Raw genomic sequence first — 23,296 nt, 5'->3', positions numbered from 1 at the left:
TCTCGGAAAAAACACCCCGATTACTTAGCTTCATTTAAATACTTTGTAATCGTTTCTACTAATTTATCGATTGTCTTATCAGCGTCTTGTTTACCAAGGAACATTAAATCAAATGTATCTTCCATCTCAGTACTAAGACCAGGGATTTGTGCATCATAGGCCAATGGAGAACCATGAGTAAACCCATTATCTCGAGCTTCTGTTAAATAGTTAGAATGTTCAATAGTTGTTTTAACATCAGCATCTGCCTCTGGATGTGATGCTAAAGCACTTCCACCCTCAGCTAATCGATCCCTTTGTCCTGGTGCACCGGTGTAATAGGATAGGAATTTCATTGCTTCCTCAACATTTTTACTCTTTTTGTTAACTGTCATATAGGCAACTGGTACCCCAACTGGCTCATTTTTTCCAGTGTTGGATGGCCAATAAATATAGTCATAGTCCAAGCTTTTGTTTTGGTTAAAGGAAGGTTCAAACCAACGACCTGCAGCAAGCATTCCTACTTGATTAGACATGAACATCGCATCAGAGCCTTGACCTTGTGGGAGGGAACCAGCATAGACAGCATTTTCTTCTTTCACAAGATCTGCCATAAATTTAATCGCTTCCTGTGCTTTTTCATCTTTATCTAAAACAAAGTTTCCTTCCTCATCAAAAATTCTTCCTCCATTTGACCATACCCAGCTATACCAATGTGCCCACCAGTTTTCCATAATAAAGCCTGATTTACCAGCAGCACGCAACTGTTCTGTAACCTCTTTAAACGTATTCCAATTCCAATTTCCCTCATCATAATATTCTTGAGGAGTTTTAATACCTGCTTCTTTAAAGACATTTTTGTTATAGTACATCACCATTGGGTTTGCATCAGTAGTTATCCCATAAACTTCACCATCTTCTTTTGCTGGGCCCCATAAACCTTCAGGGAAATCCTCAGCCTTTGTATAACTTTCTTCACTACTTAAATAGTCATTTAATGGTTGTACCTGATCAGTTTCAATCAGTTTTGCAATTGTTGGTTCATATGAATAGAAAATATCAGGACCTTTGCTTCCTTGAATTTGAGTTAATAATTTCTGTTCGTATTGATCACCAGGAACAGGGACTAATTTCACATTAATGTCTGGGTTTTCTTTCATAAACCCATCTAATGCCCTTTGATATACTTTAATTTCTGCAGGATTCCCCCAAGCATTCATCGTAAGTGAAACTTTTCCATTATCACTACTATCTCCACTATTATCCACATTAGAACCTTGACTACTGCAGCCAACAATCAGTGATAATAATAAAAGCATAATAATACTCTGTTTTAGTAAATTATTTCTCCATTGCATCTTGTAATACCCCCCATGAAAAGTTTGAATGAATGTTTCTTCCCAAAATAGATTAGCGAAAGATGTCGAAAGCGTTTACAAAATATAATAGAACAAAATAAACAATAATTAAAAACAATACGTGACGATTATCCCTCCTAGTAATGAATAGTCAATCTCTTTATACATAGGAAATCTTTCTAGATGTTGAAAGGAAAAAGAATATTTTGCCTCTTAAAAAACATGCTAAATGGTTTTAGAATATATATCCATAACAAAGTTTTGCTTCAATATGTAATATATTGCTTCCTAAAAGACAGAGGTTATCATCAAATTTCTTGTAATAAGTTTGAATATATTTAAAAGAATTTGAATTGAATTTTTGGTGATAATGGCCTGTATTATTAAAAAGGAGTATAGTATTCTTTTAGAAAAAAGCTCTGTTGTAGCTCTCTGTTGATTTTGTCTCTTTGTTGATTGGAGCGAACACCTGCAGCGGAAATCAACAAACAAGTTTAACAGAGCTATAAAAAAAGAATGTAGGAGGTTCATGGTCGTGAGTAAGAGTACACACAACGAAACATACGGTTTTCGCTTTTTAGACACATTGAATGGATCATTTTGTCAACTGTTTGCAATAGGTCATGATTATATTACAGATAAAGATTATCATTGGGATGGTCTAAAGCGCATTGATGGTCCGCTATTATTGTTTCAATACACTGTTTCAGGGTTTGGATGTGTGGAAATTAATAGGGAAGCCTATAAGGTAAATCCAGGTTATGCTTTTATGGTGGAAATACCTAGTGACCATAGATATTACCTACCTGAAACAAGTGATTTGTGGGAGTTTTATTTTATTTTAATTCGCCCTAATATGATTGAGGATCAGTGGAAGGATCTTGTAAAAGAGTTTGGACCTATTCCTAAAATACCAGAAGATCATTCTGCCATTCTATTTTTACAGAATGTGTTTCATGCAGCTAGCAAAAATCATATTTCGGATGGTTTTCGTGCCTCAACTATCGTTTACCAGTTTATTATGGAATTGTATAGATTTAGTAATGCTCATAAAAAAGAAAAGAATACTTGGCCTCAAAAAATCAAGGCTGCAGTAGAAAATATGGAAATGAACTATGCATGTTTACAAAGTTTAGAAGATATTGCAGATGCTGTCGAGTTATCAAAATATCATTTCACACGGACATTTAAAAAAACAACTGGTTATACTCCAATAGAATACTTAACAAAAATCCGAATGGAGAGAGCTATAAAATTACTTCGGCATACAGAATTAACAATAGACGAAATTGCTAGAGAAATAGGGTACTCGAATGGAAGTTATTTCATTAAAGTTTTTCGTCAGTGGCTTGGTTTTCCACCTGGAGAATTTAGGTTAGGTAGAGATCTTGCTTCTGTTAATCAATTGAAATTCGATTAATACACATATCTGCTACTACTCACTTCAGTGATGATAGATTTTACCAACCTCATTCTAGAGCTAATTGACATAACTTTTGATAAAGATTGTTCCACGGGATTTTTCCTTTCAAGAAAAAACAGCAATATAATACATATAGAGGCAAAACTTTATTGTGGATTATGATAAATCATCCCTTTTATTATATAGATGAATAAGCAATAAAATATAAAGGGGAATGAGAAGAATGAATCACCTTAAAATAGCAAAAACACCTCCAATGGGTTGGAATAGTTGGGATTGTTATGGTGCAACCGTTACAGAGGAAGAAGTAAAAGGGAACGCAGATTATATCGCAAAATACTTGAAACCATTTGGTTGGGAATACGTGGTCGTTGATATTCAATGGTATGAACCAGGTGCAGTGTCTTCTGAATATCGACCATTTGTCCCATTAGAGATGGATGAGTATTCTCGTTTAATTCCAGCTAGTAATCGATTTCCTTCAGCGAAAAATGGAAGGGGTTTCGAAAATTTAGGTGAATATATCCATAGACTAGGATTAAAGTTTGGTATTCATATTATGCGTGGGATTCCTCGTCAGGCTGTCCATGCAAATACACCAATCCTTGGAACAAGTGTAGGAGCCAGAAGTATAGCTCATCCAAATTCTATTTGTCCATGGAATACGGATATGTATGGTGTTGATGCTTCCAAGGTTGGAGCTCAGGAATACTACAACTCACTTTTTGAATTATATGCGGAATGGGGAGTAGACTTTATTAAAGTCGACGATATAGCTGCATCTCGTATATATACCGCTCATATTCCAGAAATTGAACTGATTCGCAATGCCATAGATAATTGTGGCAGGGATATCGTATTAAGCCTTTCACCAGGTCCAGCACCGTTAGAGCATGCTGAAGTGTTAAAGAAAAATGCGAATATGTGGCGAATGACGGATGATTTTTGGGATCAGTGGGACCTTTTATATGCAATGTTTGAAAGATGCGAAAAATGGAGTGAATATGTAGGAGTTGGTAATTGGCCAGATTGTGATATGCTCCCTTTAGGACATATCGGCATTCGATCAGTTGATGGCGGAGGAAGTGACCGTTGGACACGCTTTACTAAGGATGAACAAATTACTATGATGACGTTATGGAGTATATTTAGGTCGCCATTAATGTTCGGAGGAGAACTTCGTGATAATGATGATTGGACACTTTCTTTATTAACCAATAAAGAAGTACTCAAAATGCATAAAAACTGCTACAATAGCAAACTCGTATACAGAGAAAATGACAAAATTGTCTGGGCGTCTAAAGATGAGGCTAATACCTATGTCGCACTATTTAATGCAACAGATGAAACAACAACTGTTAGCGTGACACTCAAGCAATTAGGTATAACATCATCCAAAATTGCCATAGATCTTTGGGAGTCTAATGAATCAAAAACAATTGAAAAGGTAATCGAAGCAACAATTCCTGCCCATGGTGCAAAGTTATTAAAGCTTTGTTAAGAATGGTGGTTGTGAGATAGGGACACTCAATTGTTGCTCTTTTCAATGTAATGGGAGCAACGACTTTGATAATACTATTTTTTTCTAAATAAAGGATTCTTAATCTCTGAAAAAGAAATAGATTGTATGCATTTCTATTAAATGGTAGCGTTAACAAAGGAGTTGGAGATAATGAATTCGATCCAAAAGAAATTAAAACTATTGTTAAGAAGTTTTGTAGAAAAAGGTCCTGCGGGCTGTGCTTGTTCAGTCACCCATCAAGGAAAAACGGTATTTGAAGACTATGTTGGAGTGGCAGACATCGAATCGCAAAAACCAATAACATCTGATACAATCTATCGTATTTATTCAATGACAAAAGTCGTTACTTGTACTGCAGCCCTTATGTTATATGAGAGAGGACTTTTTTTACTTAATGATCCTCTAGAAGATTATTTACCCGAATTTAAAAATCCCCAAGTTTACCGGGAAAATGATAAAGGGGAGCTGTACACTTCTCCTGCGACAAGGTCGATTGCAGTTAAAGATCTATTCACGATGACATCAGGGTTAACTTATCCAGGAAATGCAAATGAAACAGAGCGCCAACTTACAAAGGCCATGCAAGTTTTAGAACAGCAAGAGAATCTTGGCGAAAAAGTGAATGTACGGACTATATCAAAAAAATTAGCATCCATACCTTTAGCATTCGATCCAGGGACTAAATGGCATTACAGTTTTAGTCATGATGTTTTAGGAGCATTAATTGAAGTAGTATCTGGCAAAACGTTTGGACAATTTTTAAAAGATGAAATTTTTGATCCATTAACAATGAACGATACATTCTTTAGAATTCCCGATGATAAGAAAACCAGACTTTGTAGCCTGTACAATCGTGATGAAAATGGGAATTTATCGAAAAATATAGAGATGGATGCACATATTCAACCAGATGCAACATTTGAAAGTGGTGGAGGTGGTCTACTTTCAACACTAACTGATTATAGTCGTTTTGCACATATGCTCGCAAATGGAGGGGAATTAGATGGTGCACGCATTTTAGGACAAAAGACAATTAATCTTATGGCAACTAATCAATTAACAACAGAAAATTCATCCTATTATAACTGGGACTATCTAAAAGGCTACGGTTATGGACTAGGAGTAAGAGTCATGCTGGATCCAGCGTTAGGTGGAAGCAATAGCTCAATAGGAGAATTTGGTTGGTCAGGCTTATTAGGAACATGGGTGTTAATTGATCCAAAAGAAAAACTATCTGCAGTTTATATGCAGCAAATGATGCCTAATTTTGAGGCTTATCACCAACCAAGACTGCGATCAGTGATTTATGGGGGAATTTGAGGAGATTTTTTTGTTTGGCTCTGTTAAAGTGTGAAGGTAAAAATTTTTTTCACTAAATAATAAGTAGAGGTATAGTCATTACCTCTGCTTATTTTCATTAAAATTTTTCTAAAAATTTCATTGACCAAATCAAATGAGTTAACTATAATCAAAAAGAAAAGGAAATAATCAAACAAAAAAGATATTAAAAAAACAGATCATCAAAGAAAGTAAAACAAAAAGAGGATTTAAAACACCTTAAAGGGAAAAAGTAAACAAAACAGAAGCTTAAAAAGGAAGGAAATAAGTAGAGAGATGAAAAGCATACGAAATTGAAAGGTTATTTGTAACCGTTTTAATCTCTCTCGAACTCGAAAACTTTTTTAAAAGCTGAAATGTTTAGAACTTATGTACATATGGAGGGAATAGTAATGGTCCAAAATGAAGTTTTTATCGAGAGAAGAGAAGTGATTCATCAAATTGATAAGTTAATGGATAATCTTTCACAAATAAAAGATAATACGGGTGAATTTTTATTAAACTTCGATGGCTTAGTTGTGGATGATAAGAGCTGGAATGTTTGGAATTGGCCGCAAGGTGTTGGGTTATATGGAATCTTTAAATATTGGAAACTAACTAATAGTCAAAAGGCTTTAGCGATAATAACAGATTGGTTTAAGGCTAGATTTGAAGAAGGTGTACCACCTAAAAATGTAAATACAATGGCTCCGCTTTTAACATTAGCCTTTTTATATGAAGAAACAAAGGATCAAACATTCGTACCTTACTTAGAAGATTGGGCAGAGTGGGTAATGTATGATATGCCGCGTACGAAGGAAGATGGACTTCAGCATATGACATATGGTCCAGAAAACAAAAATCAGCTTTGGGACGACACATTAATGATGACTGTTTTGCCATTAGCTAAGATTGGTAGGCTTTTTAATAAACCTGAATATATTGAAGAAGCAAAAAAGCAATTTTTAATTCATGTAAAGTATTTAAGTGATCGAAAGACAGGATTATGGTTCCATGGTTGGACATTTGAAGAAAATCACAATTATGCTGAGGCATTATGGGGAAGAGGTAATTGTTGGATCACAATTGCTATTCCAGAAATTATTGAAATTTTAGATTTAAAAGAAGGAGATTTCTTAAGGGACTTCCTACTTGATACATTAAATAGACAGATTGAAGCATTGGCTAGCTCCCAAGATGAGAGCGGTTTATGGCATACTTTGATTAATGACAAAACTTCTTACCTTGAAGCATCAGCAACTGCAGGTTTTGCTTATGGGATCTTAAAATCTGTTCATAAACGTTATATTAGTCAAGAATACAAGGATGTTGCATACAAAGCGATTCAAGGGATTTTAAAAGAAATTAACGATGAGGGCGCCCTGCAAAAAGTGTCAGTGGGAACAGGTATGGGTGACAGCTTAGACTTTTATAAAGAAATTAAAATTACGACGATGCCATACGGGCAATCATTGGCCGTTCTTTGCTTGTCGGAATTTCTACACTATTATATCTAAAATTATTCTACTTTAGAAAATGATTTTATAAGAAAAGTAGACTTGGATATGATGCAATCTAAAGTTAGTTTTGCATTATACCAAGTCTAAAAAGAAAGGTGCCCGAAATTATTCGCAGGGGGAAAATGAGATGAAAAAGATCATACCTATCATACTTATAGGCTTGTTATCTGTTATTTTGTTTACTGGCTATAGCAAAAATGAGAACGATTCCATAGTTTTGCGATTTGCTTATGCAAGTAATAGTCAACCAGTAAAAGATGCAATGGCTGAGTTTGGCAAATTACTAACCGAAAAAACAAATGGTGAGGTTACAGTTGAATATTTTCCAGATAATCAATTAGGTGGAGAAAGAGAGTTAATCGAATTAACACAAACAGGTGCTGTGGATATCACAAAAGTAAGTGGATCTGCACTTGAAAGTTTTTCAGAGAAATATTCAATCTTCGGTCTTCCATATTTATTCGAAGATGAAACACATTTTTATAAAGTAATGGACAGTGAACTTGTAAAATCAATTTATGAATCAACAGAATCGTTAGGCTTTGTAGGCCTAACCTATTATGACTCAGGGCAAAGAAGCTTTTATATGACTGAAAAGCCAATTGAAAAACCGAGTGATTTAAATGGAAAAAAAATAAGGGTTATGCAAAGCCAAACAGCGATAAAAATGGTCCAATTATTAGGTGGTTCACCAACACCTATGGATAGTGGTGAAGTATATACTTCGTTACAACAAGGGATCCTTGATGGTGCAGAAAATAATGAATTTGCTATAACGGAAGCCGGACATGGTGAGGTAGCAAAATATTATTCTTATGATGAACATACAAGAGTGCCTGATATCTTGGTTATGAATAAAGAAACATTAGACAAGTTAACTGAATCACAAAGACAAGCAGTATATGAAGCGGCTAAAGAATCCACTGCATTTGAAAAAGTTGTTTGGAAAGAAGCGGTTGAACAAGCAAAAGAAAGAGCTGAAAATGAATTTGGTGTTATTTTTAATGAAGTAGATAAAAAGCCGTTCCAAGAAGCAGTACAGCCGTTGCATGATGAGTTTGCAAATAAAGATGGTTTCAAACAATTATATGAAGATATCATTAATTTGAAAGAAAATAAATGACAGAGGTTGATACGATGAGAAATTTAAAGAAAAGTGTTGATAGAATAATTGAATTTCTTACTTGTACTTTATTCGTTGTTATGGTAGCGGTTGCAAGTTGGCAAGTCTTGAGTCGCTTTATCTTAAAAAGTCCAAGTACATTTACAGAAGAGCTATTAAGGTATAGTTTGATCTGGCTTGCCATGTTAGCTGCTGCCTATGTTGTCGGGAAAAATCAGCATATTGCGATTACCTTTTTAAGAGACCGTTTGGTTGAAAATTCTAAAATCACCTTAGATATTATAATTCAATCGATTTTCCTAATATTCGCTGCAGTTATTATGGTCTATGGTGGTGGTAGAGCGGTTTCTCTAACAATGGGACAAATTTCTCCAGCTTTACATTTACCAATGGGATTAGTTTATTTGGCATTACCGTTATCTGGTGTATTTATTCTTTTTTATAGTACCACCAATATTATTGAGTTAATGCACAAGAAGAAAAAAATCCCCTATATTAATGAGGAAAAAAAAGCAAGTTAAATCATTCATACAAGAAGCGAGATAAAAAATTCAGAGCAGGTGAATCCAATGGTGTTACAAGCTAGTTTAATTTTAATTATTGTATTTGCACTATTAATGGTAATAGGAATACCTATTGCTATTAGTATCGCAACAGCGTCCTTGGCAACTGTATTAATCGTTTTACCTTTTGATGTATCTGTATTTACATCAGCCCAAAAGATGATAACAAGTTTAGATAGTTTTTCACTTTTAGCAGTACCATTTTTCATATTATCAGGAATTATTATGAACAATGGTGGAATCGCTATCAAACTAGTGAATTTAGCAAAATTAATAGGTGGAAGAATTCCAGGTTCATTGGCCCATACAAATATTATAGGAAATATGTTTTTTGGATCTATCTCTGGTTCTGCGATTGCAGCATCAACAGCTATTGGCGGTACATTGAGCCCACTACAAGAAAAAGAAGGGTATAGTAAGACATTCTCTGCAGCTGTAAATATTGCTTCAGCTCCAACAGGGATGTTAATACCCCCAAGTTCAGCATTTATCATCTTCTCATTAATAAGTGGAGGAACTTCTATTGCCGCTTTGTTTATGGGGGGGTATGTTGTTGGAATATTATGGGGATTATCTGTAATGGTTGTCGCATATATTATTGCTAGAAAGAAAAAGTATCCAATTACATCAAAGGTTTCGTTTAACGAAGCAAAAAAAATCATCATCGAAGCTATTCCAAGTTTGTTATTGATTATTATCATCATAGGAGGAATTCTTACTGGTGTCTTTACAGCAATTGAGGCATCTGCAGTTTGTGTGGTCTATTCATTATTCTTAGCTCTTGTTTTTTATAGATCATTATCAATTAAACAATTACCAAGTGTTTTGGTGCAAGCGGTTGAAATGACTGGTGTTATTATGTTTTTAATTGCAGCTTCATCTGGCATGGCTTTTGTAATGGCGCTAACAGGTATACCAGAAGCACTAAGTAATCTCATTTTGGGCATTTCAGACAATAAATTCGTTATCCTTGCATGTATTACGATAATTTTGTTAATTATTGGTACGTTTATGGATATCGCACCAGCTATCTTAATCTTTACACCAATCTTTTTACCTATCGCAACTAGCTTAGGAATTGACCCAGTACATTTCGGAATATTTTTTATCTTTAATTTATGTATCGGAACAATAACACCTCCAGTTGGTACAGGCTTATTTGTTGGAGCTAGCATAGGGAAAGTGAAGATAGAGAAAGTACTTAAGCCACTTATTCCGTTTTATGTAGCGATCATTGTTGTTTTACTGTTAGTTACTTACATACCACAAATAAGTTTATTCCTGCCAAATGCATTTGGTTTATAAGCTTTATGATAGGGTTACCTCCTCGTGATGTGAATGCGGGGAGGTTGTTTTATTTTTAGGCTGTTTTAGCAAACTTTGTTGCTATTTACCAAGAAGTGCGGTGTGGTTGATTGCAGCGAGAGTTGCTCGCTTTCCGCGGGGCGGGCGGTGAGCCTCCTCGGTGCTTTGCACCTGTGGGGTCTCCCTTGGACTAGCACTCCCGAAGGAGTGCTAGTCCAATCAACAAAGTGCCAAAATCAACAGTGAGCTTTATCAGAGCCGATTAAAACTATCTATTGTTTTTTAGGGAGGATATGGTAATTTGATTGTGAAATACATGGTAAAATAAGGAGGGGAAAACAATGGGTTGGGAGGAAATTTGATTATGATTCAAACGATTTTACATATAGAGGATGATCAAGAAATCGGCTCATGGGTAAGCGAATTTTTAACCGAAAAGGGTTATAAAGTGATTTGGCTCACATCAGGCTATGATGCATTAAAATATATGGAGGAAATAGACCTGACCATATTGGACATCATGCTTCCAGGACTGGATGGTTATACGATTGGTCAACGATTAAAACACAAATATCCGCAAACCCCTTTGCTTTTGCTGACAGCACGAACAGCTATGGAAGATAAATTACATGGCCTCAATTTTGCGGATGATTATATTACAAAGCCATACCATCCTGATGAACTAATAGCTCGTATTAAAATTCTATTAAGGCGGACCACGAATGCTTCTCCAGATTTACTACATGTTATGCACTTGAAAATCGATACTAACATGAATCGGATATACAATACAAAATCGAATCAAGAAATTATACTAACAGGAAAGCAATTCCACATTTTTTACTTTTTCATAGATCATACAAACCAAATCTTAACACATAAGCAATTATTTGAATCAGTATGGGGTGAGCCGTATATGCAAGGGGACAAAACGCTTATGGTCCACATCCGTCATTTACGTGAGAAAATTGAACTTGATTCAAGTAGACCGCAAATAATTGAAACGATTCGTGGTGTGGGATATAGGATGAAACTATGAAGCTACCATCTTCATTATTAACTAAATATATTATATTAATTCTCTGTGCCCTTCTAGTATGGCCTCTCATCCCGGCACTTTATTATTTCCCTACCAAGTTTACTCATCACAAGACTTTATACGATACAAAGGAATTAGAAGATAAATGGAAGGAAGAAGCTACAAACTTGAATGGTGCGACAGAACGAATGATCAATCAGCGATTACAAGCAATTAATAAGCTCTATCCTTCAGCAGAGCTGTTTTGGGTTAATTCTTCTGGGGAAACTAGATTTGTTCAATCCAGAATTCCAAATATCCCTGAACAATGGACATACACTGAAATTGTGTTATTTATGGAGAATAGTCATCAAGATGATTCTTTAAAATTAATTTCTTTGATAGGTAATGATCCTAATCAAGGTTTTATGGCTATACAAATTCCTAAAACGAACTTAATCCAGTATAGTGGCCCGTACAAAACGGATTATCTGCTCAGCTTGGTCATTATTTTGGCATGCACATCGTTGACCCTTATCTCGCTCCTATTTTTTTTACGTATACGGAAAAGGCTAGTCCAGCTTCAATCTGCCATGACAGTAACAAGTGATAATGAAATTCCTAATGAAGTCATTGTTCAAAATGAAGATGAAATAGGCAAGCTTGAACATGCTTTTAATAAAATGATTACTCAATTAAAAGCATCAAGAAATCGAGAAAGAAAGGAAGAAATTCTAAGGAGACAACTAATTGCTAATATTTCACATGATTTGCGTACACCACTAACCATCATTCGGCAGCATGCTTACACCATTCAAAAAGAACCCGCATCAGAAAAGGCAGTTTTATCAATACAAGTGATGATCACTAAATTGGATGATGTGGGAAGGTTAATAGAGAACCTTCTTTCTTATAATTTATTAATGGCTGGTAAAGTACAAATGGAAATCAAAAGCATAGATGTAGTCGAAGAAATGAGAAAAGCGATAGCCGAATGGTATTCTGTTTTTGAAGAGAAGGATTTTGAAATAGACATAAATTTACCCGATGATTCCTTAATTTGGAAAGTCGATTCGATTTGGTTAAGGAGTATTTTTGATAACCTCTTTCAAAACATTTTAAGGCATGCTCATGTCGGAAAATATGTAGGGGTTGAAATAGTTGAAAGGAATGGGGACACTTTTCTTATTATAAAGGATAAGGGAATGGGCATGGATACTAAGTCACCGCAAAAAGGAGCGGGAATTGGCCTAGGGATTGTAGCAGTGGTAACAGGGGAAATGAATTTACATTGGAACGTTTCAAGTTCTTCGAGAGGAACTTGTCATCTTTTAGGGGAGAATTTAAACAAAACTTAAACTTAAGGTCATCTTAGTTTTTATTTTCATCTGTAAAATGAAATTGAGGTGATGAGAAATGATGGAAAAACGTATGAAATTGGCTGGGAAAGTTGCTTTTGTTTGCGCACTATTATATGCACTGCCGCATTTTTGGTGGGGGTTAGGGCTCCCATTTGCTTTTCCAGGTGACTTACAAGCTATACCTGATAACTTTTGGAGTCAACTAATCGGTTTATGGGGTTTTGGAGGGTTAGCTATTCTAGCTGCAATTTATGCATTAGTCTTTACAAGTTCTTGGAGAAGTCGTTTACCGAAAGTAGTAATTACAATTCCAGCTTGGATTGGCTCAATTATCCTTTCCATTTGGGGATTCAGTTATTTTGTCCTGCAATTCCAATTTGCAATTGGACGTGTCCAATCGACTCCACAATTTGCTGTTCAAGACGCAAGTCCGATGGCCCAATGGGGGTACTTTTGGTATTTATTGTTTCTTATATGGGGCTTATCGCTTGGGGTTGCTGCATTTTATGCCCAGAAGCTATTAAATGGTCGAACACATTCTTGTTAAAATGAATAGGATTAACCACAAATACAAGTTAAAAAACCGTATTGATAATTACGGTTTTTTATTTTAAAGTTTTGGTTAATTTTTAAGGTTTGATACAAACTATTTAATAGTATAAAGGAGGTAATGGAGTTGAGAAAAGAAGCTATTGAAAAAATTGAAAACCATATTGTTGCGATCTTTCTTGCTGTCATAATTATATATATTATTTGTACACTTGTTTTTGGCTACGATTTACCAAGAGGGATATTATCTCCACTATTCAATTAATTAATAATTACTAAAAATTTAAAATAAAATTGATGCAAACGATTGCACTGTTTAAGAAAATATGATATTTTAATTTAAGATAAAAGAAAAAGAATCATTTTATTCTTTATATCCGTTTATGCAATCGTTTGCTCAAATGATTAGAAAATTATATTATATTGGAGGTCAACTATGAAATTAACGTCATTTGATTTTTGGCAAAAGTTTGGAAAGGCATTATTAGTAGTCGTTGCAGTTATGCCTGCAGCTGGAATTATGATTTCTCTAGGTAAGTTAGTCGGTATGATGGGAGTAGATATAAATTCAGTGCAAACGGTTGCATTAGTAATGGAAGAAATCGGTTGGGCTATAATCGGTAATCTTCATGTATTGTTTGCAGTTGCTATTGGTGGCTCATGGGCAAAGGAACGTGCTGGAGGTGCATTTGCAGCGTTAATTGCTTTTGTTTTAATCAATCGAATCACTGGTGCTTTATTTGGTATAAATAACGAAATGTTAAGTGATCCTTCAGCTACTGTCAATTCGTTATTTGGAAGTGAGCTAATTGTTAAAGATTATTTTACATCTATTTTAGGTGCACCAGCTTTAAATATGGGTGTATTTGTAGGAATTATTTCTGGGTTCTTAGGTGCTAATATATTCAATAAATACTATAACTATAGTAAACTACCACAATCACTAGCATTTTTTAATGGGAAACGCTTCGTACCATTCGTTGTGATTGGCGGGTCGATAATCACAGCCTTAATATTGGCTATTGTTTGGCCATTTGTTCAAGGACTTTTAAACGATTTTGGAAAATGGATTGCTACATCCCGAGATACTGCTCCAATTATTGCGCCATTTATCTTTGGAGCTTTAGAGCGTCTATTACTTCCGTTTGGCTTACATCATATGCTAACGGTTCCAATGAACTACACGGAGCTTGGTGGAACTTATACGAACTTAACAGGTTCAAGTGCTGGACAGACCGTAGCAGGACAAGATCCTTTATGGCTAGCGTGGATTGCTGACTTAAATAACTTCCTTGCTGCAGGTGATACAGATAGCTATAAGGCATTATTAAATGATGTTACACCTGCACGATTTAAGGTAGGTCAGATGATTCTTTCTTGTGCAGCCTTAATAGGGATTGCATTAGCAATGTACCGAAATGTTGATAAAGAAAAACGTACGAAATATAAATCTATGTTTTTGTCAGCTGGGTTAGCAGTATTTTTAACAGGTGTAACTGAACCAATTGAATTTATGTTCATGTTTGCTGCTCCAGTTCTATACGTTGCCTACGCGATTATGACTGGAATGGCGTTTGCAATAGTTGACCTTATCGACATTCGTGTTCATTCCTTTGGAATTATTGAACTATTCACAAGAACTCCGATGATTATTAAAGCCGGTTTATGGCTTGATCTAGTTAATTTCATTATTGCTTGTCTCGTATTTTTCGGCTTAAACTTCACTGTAGCAAATTTTATGATAAAAAAATTCAAGTTACCTACACCAGGTCGTTTAGGGAATTATATTGATGAAGAAAACGGAGAAAATTCACAAGATAATCAAAGTAATGAAAAAAATCAAAATGATGATTCTCTTGCAACTACAATCATTGGTTTATTAGGTGGAAAAGAAAACATTGAGGATGTCGATGCATGTATGACTCGTCTTCGTGTTACGATTAAAAATGTAGATTCTGTAGCTTCTGAACAACAATGGAAGAAAAACGGTGCTTTAGGTTTAATTATTAAAGATAAAGGTGTACAAGCTATCTATGGACCAAAAGCTGATGTGTTAAAATCAGACATCCAAGATCGTTTAGGAGCTTAGAAGATGAAGCTATTAACGTTAAATTGTCATTCATGGCAGGAAGAGAATCAGCTAGATAAGATTAAATGTCTAGCAAAAACGATAAAGGAAAAGTCCTATGATGTAATTGCCCTGCAAGAAGTGAGTCAGCTTATTGCAGGTGATAAGATAGCTGGGACAATAAATAAAGACAATTATTTAACCATTTTATTGAATGAACTAAAAGAACTTGGTGTTACAAATTACAATTATATATGGGACTTTTCACATATTGGATTTGATAGATATGAAGAAGGTCTAGCCATGTTAACAAAGCACCAAATAGAAGAAAAATCTTCCTTCTTTATCTCTCTTACAGATGAACCAGATAATTGGAAAACGAGGAAAATTGTTGGAGTAAAAATTCGTTATAACAATGAGTACATTTCTTTTTATTCCTGTCATCTAGGTTGGTGGGGCGATAAGGAAGAACCCTTTAGAAAACAAGTCGATAATCTACTATTTTGTGTCAAAAAGGATGAAACGTTCTATTTAATGGGCGATTTTAATAATAGTGCCTCAGTTAAAGGGGAAGGTTATGACTATCTGCTTAGTAAAGGGCTTTATGACACGTATGAATTAGCAATAGAAAAGGATTGTGGAATAACTGTTGAAGGCAAAATTACTGGTTGGGATACAAATAAACATGATTTACGAATTGATTATATTTTTACAAATAAACAAATTTTAGTGGATAAATCTAATGTTATTTTTAACAATGTTAATAAGCCGATTATATCTGATCATTTTGGCTTAGAAATTGAGATTTCTAATGAATGAAGTAAAAATTTACTTTGATCCAGTTACCCCCTTCGTTTAATTTCGAAGGGGTAATTCCTTCTTATCACCTTCTTCTTCCTCCTCGAAATAAGTAGTAAATGTGTGATTTATACAGACTTCTCCAATTACACTCCAAAACAATATACTAAAAAATTTTTTCAATAGTATTTTACTTTGATAAAATCTACTTATTAAGAAAATGTTCGACATAATTCGCGATACCTTACAAGATTTTAATGGTAAAATAGTCTTTATATTAATAATTTAATAATACATTGTAAAAGGCAAACTTATTGAAAGATAAGGACGCAAAGCTACGAGTCTAAAGTCTTAACGGACAATGATAGTCGGGTTGCCAATTTGATTAAACATTTTAATCTGTTTATTTAAGGCTACCCATTTATTTAGGTAGTCTTTTTATTTTGTGTTTTTAATGAACTTTTACAATAAAAGAAGCGACTCAAATAAGAAAGTAAGTGTACCAATAGCACATTGGGCCAAAGGAGTGTGGACATGAATATGAGTTGTGATGAGAAAATAAATATTCTATTAGTCGATGACAGGCCTGAAAATCTACTAGCCTTAGAAGCTATCATTGAAAGTGATGATCGCAACTTAATAAAGGCATTTTCAGGTGAAGAAGCATTAAAGTACCTACTTAAATACGATTTTGCTGCGATTTTATTAGACGTTCAAATGCCAGGAATCGATGGTTTTGGAACCGCAAAGATAATTAAGGCGCGTGAAAAAACGAAAAATATTCCAATCCTTTTTATCACAGCAAATAATATGGATTCTGAGCATATTTTCACAGGATATTCAATTGGGGCTATAGACTATATTCTTAAACCATTCGATCCAATAATATTAAAGGCAAAAGTAGAAGGTTTTGTCGAATTGTATAAAATGAATCAAACACTTTTTCAACAGGCTGAAATCCTAACCGAAAAGAAAAGAGAATTAGAAAATGCCTATACGGAATTGTCTAAGACGACTTCTGAATTAAGAGTTTCAGAAGCATTAGCAAATGTTATTAGTGAAACATCTATTGATTCAATGATTATTATTGATAATTCTGGACTTATTTTAAAAGTAAATCCTGCAGTTGAAAAAATGTTTCTATATGATGAAAAAACAATTATCGGTAAAAACATATCTGTGTTGTTTTCGAATGAAATAGCTAAGAATCAGATTAATCATATATTAGAGGCTATTAATAACTTAGATCAAATTATAGGTTACGAGAATTTAAACGAGGTAAATGTTACTCGGAAAGATGGAACTTCATTTCCAGCTGAAATCCAAATAGGAAAAAGGTATGTACAAGATCGATGTATCGTTGCTTGTACAATAAGAGATATAACAAAAAAGAAACAATATCAGGAAATGATTTCTCATATGGCCTATCATGATGGATTAACCGATTTACCTAATAGAAGATACTTTAATGATCAATTGAATCAAAAGCTAAATCATGCAAAGCAAACAAACCAATCGTTTGCTCTAATGTATTTAGACATGGATCGGTTTAAATATATTAATGATTCACTCGGTCATAATATAGGGGATAAAGTTCTTCAGGAGATTGCTAATAGATTAACAAAGTCTGTACGAGAATCGGATTTTGTTGCTAGGGTTGGTGGAGATGAATTTAATATTCTTTTACCTGACACCAATAGAGAGAATGCTTTAGATATTGCAGAGAATATTATTGAAGCCTTCAAAAGTCCATTTTACTTTGGAAACTACGAATTATTTATTACAACCTGTATTGGTGTAAGTGTATTTCCTTTTGATGGTGATGACCCTCTAGTGCTAGTGAAGAATGCTGATGCTGCATTATATCGAGCGAAAGAACAAGGGAAAAATAATTATAAAGTTTTCCATTCTGGAATGAATATTCAATCCTATAGGACTTTTATTATGCAGAATGAATTACGAAAAGCAATCGAACGCGAGGAGTTTTTACTAGTATATCAACCTCGTATTGATATAGAGACGGGCACGATCAAAAGTGCAGAGGCTTTGATAAGATGGGAACATCCAAGCTGGGGGACAATTTTACCGTCAGAATTCATTCCATTAGCAGAAGAAACTGGACAAATTGTTGAAATTGGTGAGTGGGTCCTTAAGTCAGCTTGTAAACAAAATAAAATTTGGCAAGATAAAGGCTTAGCTCCGATCCGAATAGCTGTTAACTTCTCGGCACAACAATTTTTACAAAAAGATCTTATTGACACAATAAAAAATGTTCTCATTGATACAGCGGTTAGTCCTAATTTATTAGAAATAGAAATTACTGAATCAGTCCTAATGGGTAATGAGACGACCATTTCAAATACATTAAATCAATTAAGGAAAATTGGTATCTTTATTAGTATTGATGACTTTGGTACTGGGTATTCATCACTTAGCTATCTAAGACGTTTTCCATTAAACACACTCAAGATCGATAAATCTTTTATTAGAGATATTTCAACAACATCATCTAACAGCAACTTGCTTATATCAACGATTATTTCGTTAGCTCATAGTTTGAATATGTCTGTAATTGCTGAGGGAGTTGAAACAGAGGAACAATTAAATACGCTAAGAAAGCTTAATTGTGAAGAAATTCAAGGCTACCTTTTTAGTCCTCCAGTCTTACCAAAGGAATTCGAAGATTTTTTAATACAAAGTCAGGATAAAATCGCCTTTGATGAAGCTAATAACATGATGTTTACAGATAAAGTTCAGGAAATAAATACCTTTGATAGGAGTTCCATTCCACTTAATGATGAATTGAGAATTGATCATAATAAAGAAATTTTAAATGCAGCACTTAATCATACAAAGGAATTATATTCAATTTCTAATAGGGAAATGGATGTTTTTAGGTTAATTGTAAATGGTCTAAGTAATAAAGAAATTTCAGATCAATTATTTATTAGTGAACATACCGTGAAAAATCATATAACTCATATATTCCAAAAATTAACAGTAAATGATCGTCTTCAAGCGATGGCAAAAGTGTACCAAACATGTATCGAGGAAGGAAAAAACCTTCGTGTTAAGTAATTAAGATAAAAGTTCGGTGTATAAATTAAAAAACGGAACTTGAAAATTTTGTAAGAGGAGCTCCATGTATGAAAATCAGAACTAAGTTATTACTGGCACTTAGTACCTTACCGATTCTAGTTTTTCTTCTTATCGGTATTAGTTGGTTCCAGCTTTCAAACATTAATAAAATGAATGACACGTTCCAATCCAACTATGAATTATCTTATCTAGCTGGGAAAATTCATCGTGAAGTTAAAAATGAAGCCATTAGTATAAGAAATATTGCTATTTATAAAGACAAAGAGTCTATCGATAAAGAAATCAATTTATTACAACAAGAAACTGAAGCTGTTACTCAAGATATAGCTTTAATTGAAACAAAAGTTAAAACAATAAAGCAAAGTGAGATGGTTGAGGATTTAATAAAGACAAATCAAGAATTCAATGCTTATAAAGCAAAGGTAATCAAACTAATATCTGAGGGCAAAAGCGAAGAAGCAATAAGTTTAATTAGCAGTAATAGTTCAACCATTCAAGAGAAATTCCTCCAAGATATCACAGATATTACTGATGCATTTGAAAACAATATGAATACTTCCTTTCAAAATTTTTCTAGGGATTTTCAAAAGCAAATCATATTAGGAAGTCTAATATCATTAGTTGGAATTATCATTGTTTCTAGTATTGTTTTTCGTATCGTGTGGACAATTACTACTCGGTTAAATAATGTTTCTGGAGTAATGGATAAAGTAGCAAATGGGAGTGCTGATCTTAGTACAAAGGTTGAAGTGAAATCAGATGATGAAATTGATCATGTTGCTATCTCATTCAATAAAATGGTGGAGTCACTTGAGGCCCAAACAAATAAGGAACAAAGCCTTACTTGGATAAAATCGAATATTGCTGATATTACAACGAGCTTAAGTGGGATGAATGATTTAGAAAGCTTGGCTCAGACATTTATGACAAAAGTAGTACCTTTAATGGATGCATGTCAGGCGGTATTTTACGTAAAGGATGGGGATGAAAATGGAAATAATCCTATCTATAGATTGCTTGCGTCTTATGCATTTAAAGAAAGGAAACATGTAACAAATACCTTTGCTAGTGGTGAGGGTCTAATTGGACAAGCCGTACTAGAAAAAACGCCAATTATTCTTACTGATGTTCCATCTGATTATATCCGTGTAAAGTCCGGTTTAGGCGAATCACCGCCATTGACTATTTATGTTTTACCAGTCAGTTTTGAGGGTGATGTAAAGGCAGTATTAGAACTAGCTTCATTCAAACCATTTAGCTCGACACAACAAACATTTATCGAGGAAATGATTAGTGGTTTAGGGATTATCCTTGAGAGTATGATGGGTAAAATCAGATTGGCAAATTTATTGGAAGAAACACAGGCGTTAATGGAGGAGATCCAGGCGCAGTCTGAAGAATTGCAATCTCAGCAAGAGGAGCTTAGAGTTACCAATGAAGAGCTTGAGGAACAAACCCAGGCACTTCGTCAATCAGAAGAAAGGCTCCAAGTTCAACAAGAAGAATTGGAGCAAACGAATACTGAGCTAAAAGAAAAAGCGGATCATTTAGAAGAGCAAAATAAAAGGTTTGAAATAACAAATCGGGAAGTAGAAAGAGCTAGGGCAGAGTTAGAAGAGAAAGCAAAACAGCTTGCATTAAGTTCAAAATACAAATCTGAGTTTCTTGCAAATATGTCACACGAGCTTCGTACACCTTTAAATAGTTTATTGATTTTATCAAAACTATTATCCGATAATCATAGTGGAAATCTAACAGATAAACAAGTTGAATATTCAAAAACGATCTATTCATCTGGCAATGATTTATTAGCTTTAATAAATGAAATTCTTGATTTAGCTAAAATTGAATCTGGAAAAATGGATGTTAATCCAAGTGAGGTACGAATTGCTGATTTAGCAGAATTTGTGGATTTAAGTTTTAGACCTGTAGCGAATGAAAAGAATTTATCATTTACTATTACGCTTAAAGAAAACCTTCCACTCTCTATAAATAGTGATGAACAACGATTACAACAAGTCTTAAAGAATCTATTATCCAATGCCTTTAAGTTTACTAATGAAGGTGAGGTTAATTTGGAGGTTGACGTAGTTTCAAAGAATAATCAACCAACCTTCTCGTTTTCGATAATTGATACTGGAGTTGGAATTCCGAAAGATAAGCAAGAACTTATTTTTCAAGCATTTCAACAAGCAGATGGTACTACAAGCCGAAAATTTGGAGGAACAGGATTAGGATTATCGATAAGTCGCGAAATTGCTACACTTTTAGGCGGCGAAATCGTCGTGAAAAGTGTAGAGGGAAAGGGTAGTACATTTACCTTATTTGTTGGTGATTATAAAGGTAAAGACATAATAAAAGAAAAAATTATATCTTTCGAAGAAGTTGCAGTATCAAAAGAGATTTTGAATATCAAGCATGAACATACTGACCCTATATCAACACAACATAAATCAAGGAGGCTCTCTTCATCTGAAGCAGATAATGATATAAAAAAGCTCTTAATTGTTGATGATGATATAACTCAACGAAATAGTTTAATGGAATTTATCGGAGACATGAATGTCATTATAAAGGCAGTTTCATCTGGAACTGAAGCTGTAGAAGAGTTAAAGGTAGGTCAATTTGATTGTATTGTACTTGATTTAGGTTTAGCAGATACGTCTGGCTTTGATTTACTTGAAAAAATAAAAACAAATGTTGAAAATGAAAATATTAAAGTGTTTATCTATACTGGTCGTGATTTAACCTCCAAGGAGGAAATGTATTTAAATAAATATGCACATACCATTATTATTAAAGATTCTCATTCACCTCAACGTTTAAAAGATGAACTTGAATTGTATTTGAAATCAAACTTTGATAAAGAAACAGTCAATCATAAAGGAGAATTAGATCAAGTTAAAAGCGATGCAGGTCTTGAAGGGAAAAAAATTCTTCTTGTTGATGATGATGTTCGTAATGTATATGCCTTATCCAGTATACTTGAACTTTACGGAATGAAAATCACATTTGCTGAAAATGGATTAGAGGGACTAGAGTTATTAGAAAAAAATGCAGATTATGACTTAGTTTTAATGGATATTATGATGCCTGAGATGGATGGATATGAAGCGATTAGAAGATTGAGAGACATCCCAAAATTCGTTCATTTACCAGTCATCGCTTTAACAGCTAAAGCAATGAAGGAAGATCAAGAAAAATGTATGGAAGCCGGTGCATCAGATTATATCGTAAAGCCGGTTAATCCTGATCAACTTATTTCATTAATAAGGGTATGGTTATATCCAAAAGAAGAAAAAGCTTAGATTGATGATAAGAATATTACTTGAGGGAAAACTATGAATAATGTTCAAAATAATATCAATGAGGAACTAGAAAAACTAGAAATTGACTTACTTTTACAAGGGTTATTTTCTTGGTGTGGATATGACTATCGAAATTATGCATATAGTTCATTAAAAAGGCGTATATGGCATAGAGTTCATGCCGAAAAGTTAACTAGTATTTCAGGGCTTTTAGAAAAGATTTTACATGATCCAGCTTGTTTAAAAAGGCTCATATCAGACTTCTCAATTAATGTGACCGAAATGTTTAGGGATCCTTTATTTTTCTTAACCTTTCGTGAGAAGGTTGTACCCATCCTACGTACGTATCCATCTATTCGAATTTGGCATGCTGGTTGTTCTACAGGGGAAGAAGTCTATTCGATGGCAATGTTGTTACAAGAGGAAGGTATATATGAGAAAACGAAGATTTACGCAACAGACATTAACGCAGATGTGTTAAAAGTAGCGAAATCTGGTTTATATCCTCTAGAAAATATGCGGAAATATACAAATAATTATATACATTCGGGTGGTAAAAAAGCATTTTCGGATTATTACAGTGTGAAAAATAATAAAGTAAAGTTTCATTCTTCATTAACAAAAAATGTCGTTTTTGCGCAACATAATTTAGTAACTGATCGATCATTTAACGAATTTCATGTCATATTATGCAGAAATGTATTAATCTATTTTAATAAACCCTTACAAAAAAAAGTCCATGAACTTTTCTATGAAAGTCTAGGAATGTTTGGAATTCTTGGTCTTGGTGACAAGGAAACAATTGTCTATACAAATAAAGCTGATTGTTATGAGGATTTAACTGTGGGGCAGAAGCTATATCGAAAAGTTAAATAACAAATCAAATTAGGTTATTAATAATTAAGTAGGAAAAACCCAAGCTTTAGATTTCTAAAGCTTGGGTTTTTCCTTTTGTTTTTAACAATTTGCTAAGATTGTTGCACGC

Annotated in this window: 17 protein-coding genes and 1 riboswitch; of the genes, 16 read left to right on the top strand and 1 reads right to left on the bottom strand. The window is 34.1% G+C overall.

Annotation, left to right across the window (positions count from 1 at the left end; translation table 11 throughout):
* Window positions 1-20: 20 nt before the first annotated feature.
* Window positions 21-1,337 (bottom strand): ABC transporter substrate-binding protein, encoded by a 1,317-nt coding sequence (locus tag I7822_RS00920; protein WP_243459186.1) that lies wholly within the window; start codon window positions 1,335-1,337, stop codon window positions 21-23.
* Between the two features lie 535 nt (window positions 1,338-1,872).
* On the opposite strand from I7822_RS00920, the gene I7822_RS00915 reads away from it, so the two are divergent.
* The 16 genes from I7822_RS00915 (at window position 1,873) to I7822_RS00840 (ending at window position 23,187) form a co-directional block, all read left to right on the top strand.
* Window positions 1,873-2,757: an AraC family transcriptional regulator gene (locus tag I7822_RS00915; RefSeq protein ID WP_207974925.1), complete on the top strand. Its 885-nt coding sequence runs from the start codon at window positions 1,873-1,875 to the stop codon at window positions 2,755-2,757.
* Between the two features lie 226 nt (window positions 2,758-2,983).
* A complete protein-coding gene (locus I7822_RS00910) occupies window positions 2,984-4,261 on the top strand; it encodes a glycoside hydrolase family 27 protein (protein WP_207974924.1) in 1,278 nt (425 codons plus the stop codon).
* A 171-nt stretch (window positions 4,262-4,432) separates the two neighbouring features.
* Complete coding sequence (locus tag I7822_RS00905) at window positions 4,433-5,602, top strand: serine hydrolase domain-containing protein (RefSeq protein ID WP_207974923.1); 1,170 nt, start codon at window positions 4,433-4,435, stop codon at window positions 5,600-5,602.
* A gap of 410 nt (window positions 5,603-6,012) precedes the next feature.
* Entirely contained in the window at window positions 6,013-7,116 is a 1,104-nt protein-coding gene (bglB, locus tag I7822_RS00900; RefSeq protein ID WP_207974922.1) for a beta-galactosidase BglB, read from the top strand.
* A gap of 130 nt (window positions 7,117-7,246) precedes the next feature.
* Window positions 7,247-8,242, top strand: a complete 996-nt coding sequence (locus tag I7822_RS00895; protein ID WP_207974921.1) for a TRAP transporter substrate-binding protein — start codon at window positions 7,247-7,249, stop codon at window positions 8,240-8,242.
* A 14-nt stretch (window positions 8,243-8,256) separates the two neighbouring features.
* On the top strand, window positions 8,257-8,763 hold the full coding sequence (locus tag I7822_RS00890; protein WP_207974920.1) for a TRAP transporter small permease: 507 nt from the start codon (window positions 8,257-8,259) through the stop codon (window positions 8,761-8,763).
* Window positions 8,764-8,811: 48 nt separating this feature from the next.
* Window positions 8,812-10,110, top strand: coding sequence for a TRAP transporter large permease (locus tag I7822_RS00885; protein ID WP_207974919.1), 1,299 nt, complete (start codon window positions 8,812-8,814; stop codon window positions 10,108-10,110).
* A 364-nt stretch (window positions 10,111-10,474) separates the two neighbouring features.
* Entirely contained in the window at window positions 10,475-11,149 is a 675-nt protein-coding gene (locus I7822_RS00880) for a response regulator transcription factor (protein WP_207974918.1), read from the top strand.
* Entirely contained in the window at window positions 11,146-12,486 is a 1,341-nt protein-coding gene (locus I7822_RS00875; protein WP_207974917.1) for a HAMP domain-containing sensor histidine kinase, read from the top strand. Before I7822_RS00880 ends, I7822_RS00875 begins: the two co-directional genes overlap by 4 nt.
* Before the next feature lie 58 nt (window positions 12,487-12,544).
* Window positions 12,545-13,036 (top strand): DUF3995 domain-containing protein, encoded by a 492-nt coding sequence (locus I7822_RS00870; protein WP_207974916.1) that lies wholly within the window; start codon window positions 12,545-12,547, stop codon window positions 13,034-13,036.
* A gap of 129 nt (window positions 13,037-13,165) precedes the next feature.
* Window positions 13,166-13,303 (top strand): hypothetical protein, encoded by a 138-nt coding sequence (locus tag I7822_RS00865; RefSeq protein ID WP_207974915.1) that lies wholly within the window; start codon window positions 13,166-13,168, stop codon window positions 13,301-13,303.
* Between the two features lie 171 nt (window positions 13,304-13,474).
* Window positions 13,475-15,127 (top strand): PTS transporter subunit IIBC, encoded by a 1,653-nt coding sequence (locus I7822_RS00860; RefSeq protein ID WP_207974914.1) that lies wholly within the window; start codon window positions 13,475-13,477, stop codon window positions 15,125-15,127.
* 3 nt (window positions 15,128-15,130) lie between these two features.
* Window positions 15,131-15,925 carry an endonuclease/exonuclease/phosphatase family protein gene (locus I7822_RS00855; protein WP_207974913.1) on the top strand — a complete coding sequence of 265 codons (795 nt, stop codon included), beginning with the start codon at window positions 15,131-15,133 and terminating at the stop codon, window positions 15,923-15,925.
* Between the two features lie 273 nt (window positions 15,926-16,198).
* Window positions 16,199-16,285: riboswitch (cyclic di-GMP riboswitch) on the top strand.
* Between the two features lie 153 nt (window positions 16,286-16,438).
* The gene (locus I7822_RS00850; protein WP_207974912.1) at window positions 16,439-18,982 is read left to right on the top strand and encodes an EAL domain-containing protein; all 2,544 of its coding nucleotides are present in this window, start codon (window positions 16,439-16,441) and stop codon (window positions 18,980-18,982) included.
* Between the two features lie 68 nt (window positions 18,983-19,050).
* The gene (locus tag I7822_RS00845) at window positions 19,051-22,311 is read left to right on the top strand and encodes a response regulator (protein WP_207974911.1); all 3,261 of its coding nucleotides are present in this window, start codon (window positions 19,051-19,053) and stop codon (window positions 22,309-22,311) included.
* A gap of 33 nt (window positions 22,312-22,344) precedes the next feature.
* On the top strand, window positions 22,345-23,187 hold the full coding sequence (locus tag I7822_RS00840) for a CheR family methyltransferase (RefSeq protein ID WP_207974910.1): 843 nt from the start codon (window positions 22,345-22,347) through the stop codon (window positions 23,185-23,187).
* The last annotated feature ends 109 nt before the right edge of the window (window positions 23,188-23,296 follow it).

The sequence above is a fragment of the Metabacillus bambusae genome (assembly GCF_017497975.1).
GTDB classification, from domain to species: domain Bacteria; phylum Bacillota; class Bacilli; order Bacillales; family Bacillaceae; genus Metabacillus; species Metabacillus bambusae.
The sequence above is the reverse complement of the archived record's forward strand: the minus strand, read 5'-3'. Positions and strand labels throughout refer to the sequence as shown.

Excerpts from the sequence above, each read along its gene's own strand:
- I7822_RS00910 (WP_207974924.1), top strand. The coding sequence starts at position 2,984 with ATGAATCACCTTAAAATAGCAAAAACACCTCCAATGGGTTGGAATAGT.
- I7822_RS00845 (WP_207974911.1), top strand. The coding sequence starts at position 19,051 with ATGAAAATCAGAACTAAGTTATTACTGGCACTTAGTACCTTACCGATT.
- I7822_RS00885 (WP_207974919.1), top strand. The coding sequence starts at position 8,812 with ATGGTGTTACAAGCTAGTTTAATTTTAATTATTGTATTTGCACTATTA.
- I7822_RS00880 (WP_207974918.1), top strand. The coding sequence starts at position 10,475 with ATGATTCAAACGATTTTACATATAGAGGATGATCAAGAAATCGGCTCA.
- I7822_RS00850 (WP_207974912.1), top strand. The coding sequence starts at position 16,439 with ATGAATATGAGTTGTGATGAGAAAATAAATATTCTATTAGTCGATGAC.
- I7822_RS00860 (WP_207974914.1), top strand. The coding sequence starts at position 13,475 with ATGAAATTAACGTCATTTGATTTTTGGCAAAAGTTTGGAAAGGCATTA.
- I7822_RS00870 (WP_207974916.1), top strand. The coding sequence starts at position 12,545 with ATGATGGAAAAACGTATGAAATTGGCTGGGAAAGTTGCTTTTGTTTGC.
- I7822_RS00890 (WP_207974920.1), top strand. The coding sequence starts at position 8,257 with ATGAGAAATTTAAAGAAAAGTGTTGATAGAATAATTGAATTTCTTACT.
- I7822_RS00840 (WP_207974910.1), top strand. The coding sequence starts at position 22,345 with ATGAATAATGTTCAAAATAATATCAATGAGGAACTAGAAAAACTAGAA.
- I7822_RS00905 (WP_207974923.1), top strand. The coding sequence starts at position 4,433 with ATGAATTCGATCCAAAAGAAATTAAAACTATTGTTAAGAAGTTTTGTA.
- I7822_RS00895 (WP_207974921.1), top strand. The coding sequence starts at position 7,247 with ATGAAAAAGATCATACCTATCATACTTATAGGCTTGTTATCTGTTATT.
- bglB (WP_207974922.1), top strand. The coding sequence starts at position 6,013 with ATGGTCCAAAATGAAGTTTTTATCGAGAGAAGAGAAGTGATTCATCAA.
- I7822_RS00855 (WP_207974913.1), top strand. The coding sequence starts at position 15,131 with ATGAAGCTATTAACGTTAAATTGTCATTCATGGCAGGAAGAGAATCAG.
- I7822_RS00875 (WP_207974917.1), top strand. The coding sequence starts at position 11,146 with ATGAAGCTACCATCTTCATTATTAACTAAATATATTATATTAATTCTC.
- I7822_RS00920 (WP_243459186.1), bottom strand. The coding sequence starts at position 1,337 with ATGCAATGGAGAAATAATTTACTAAAACAGAGTATTATTATGCTTTTA.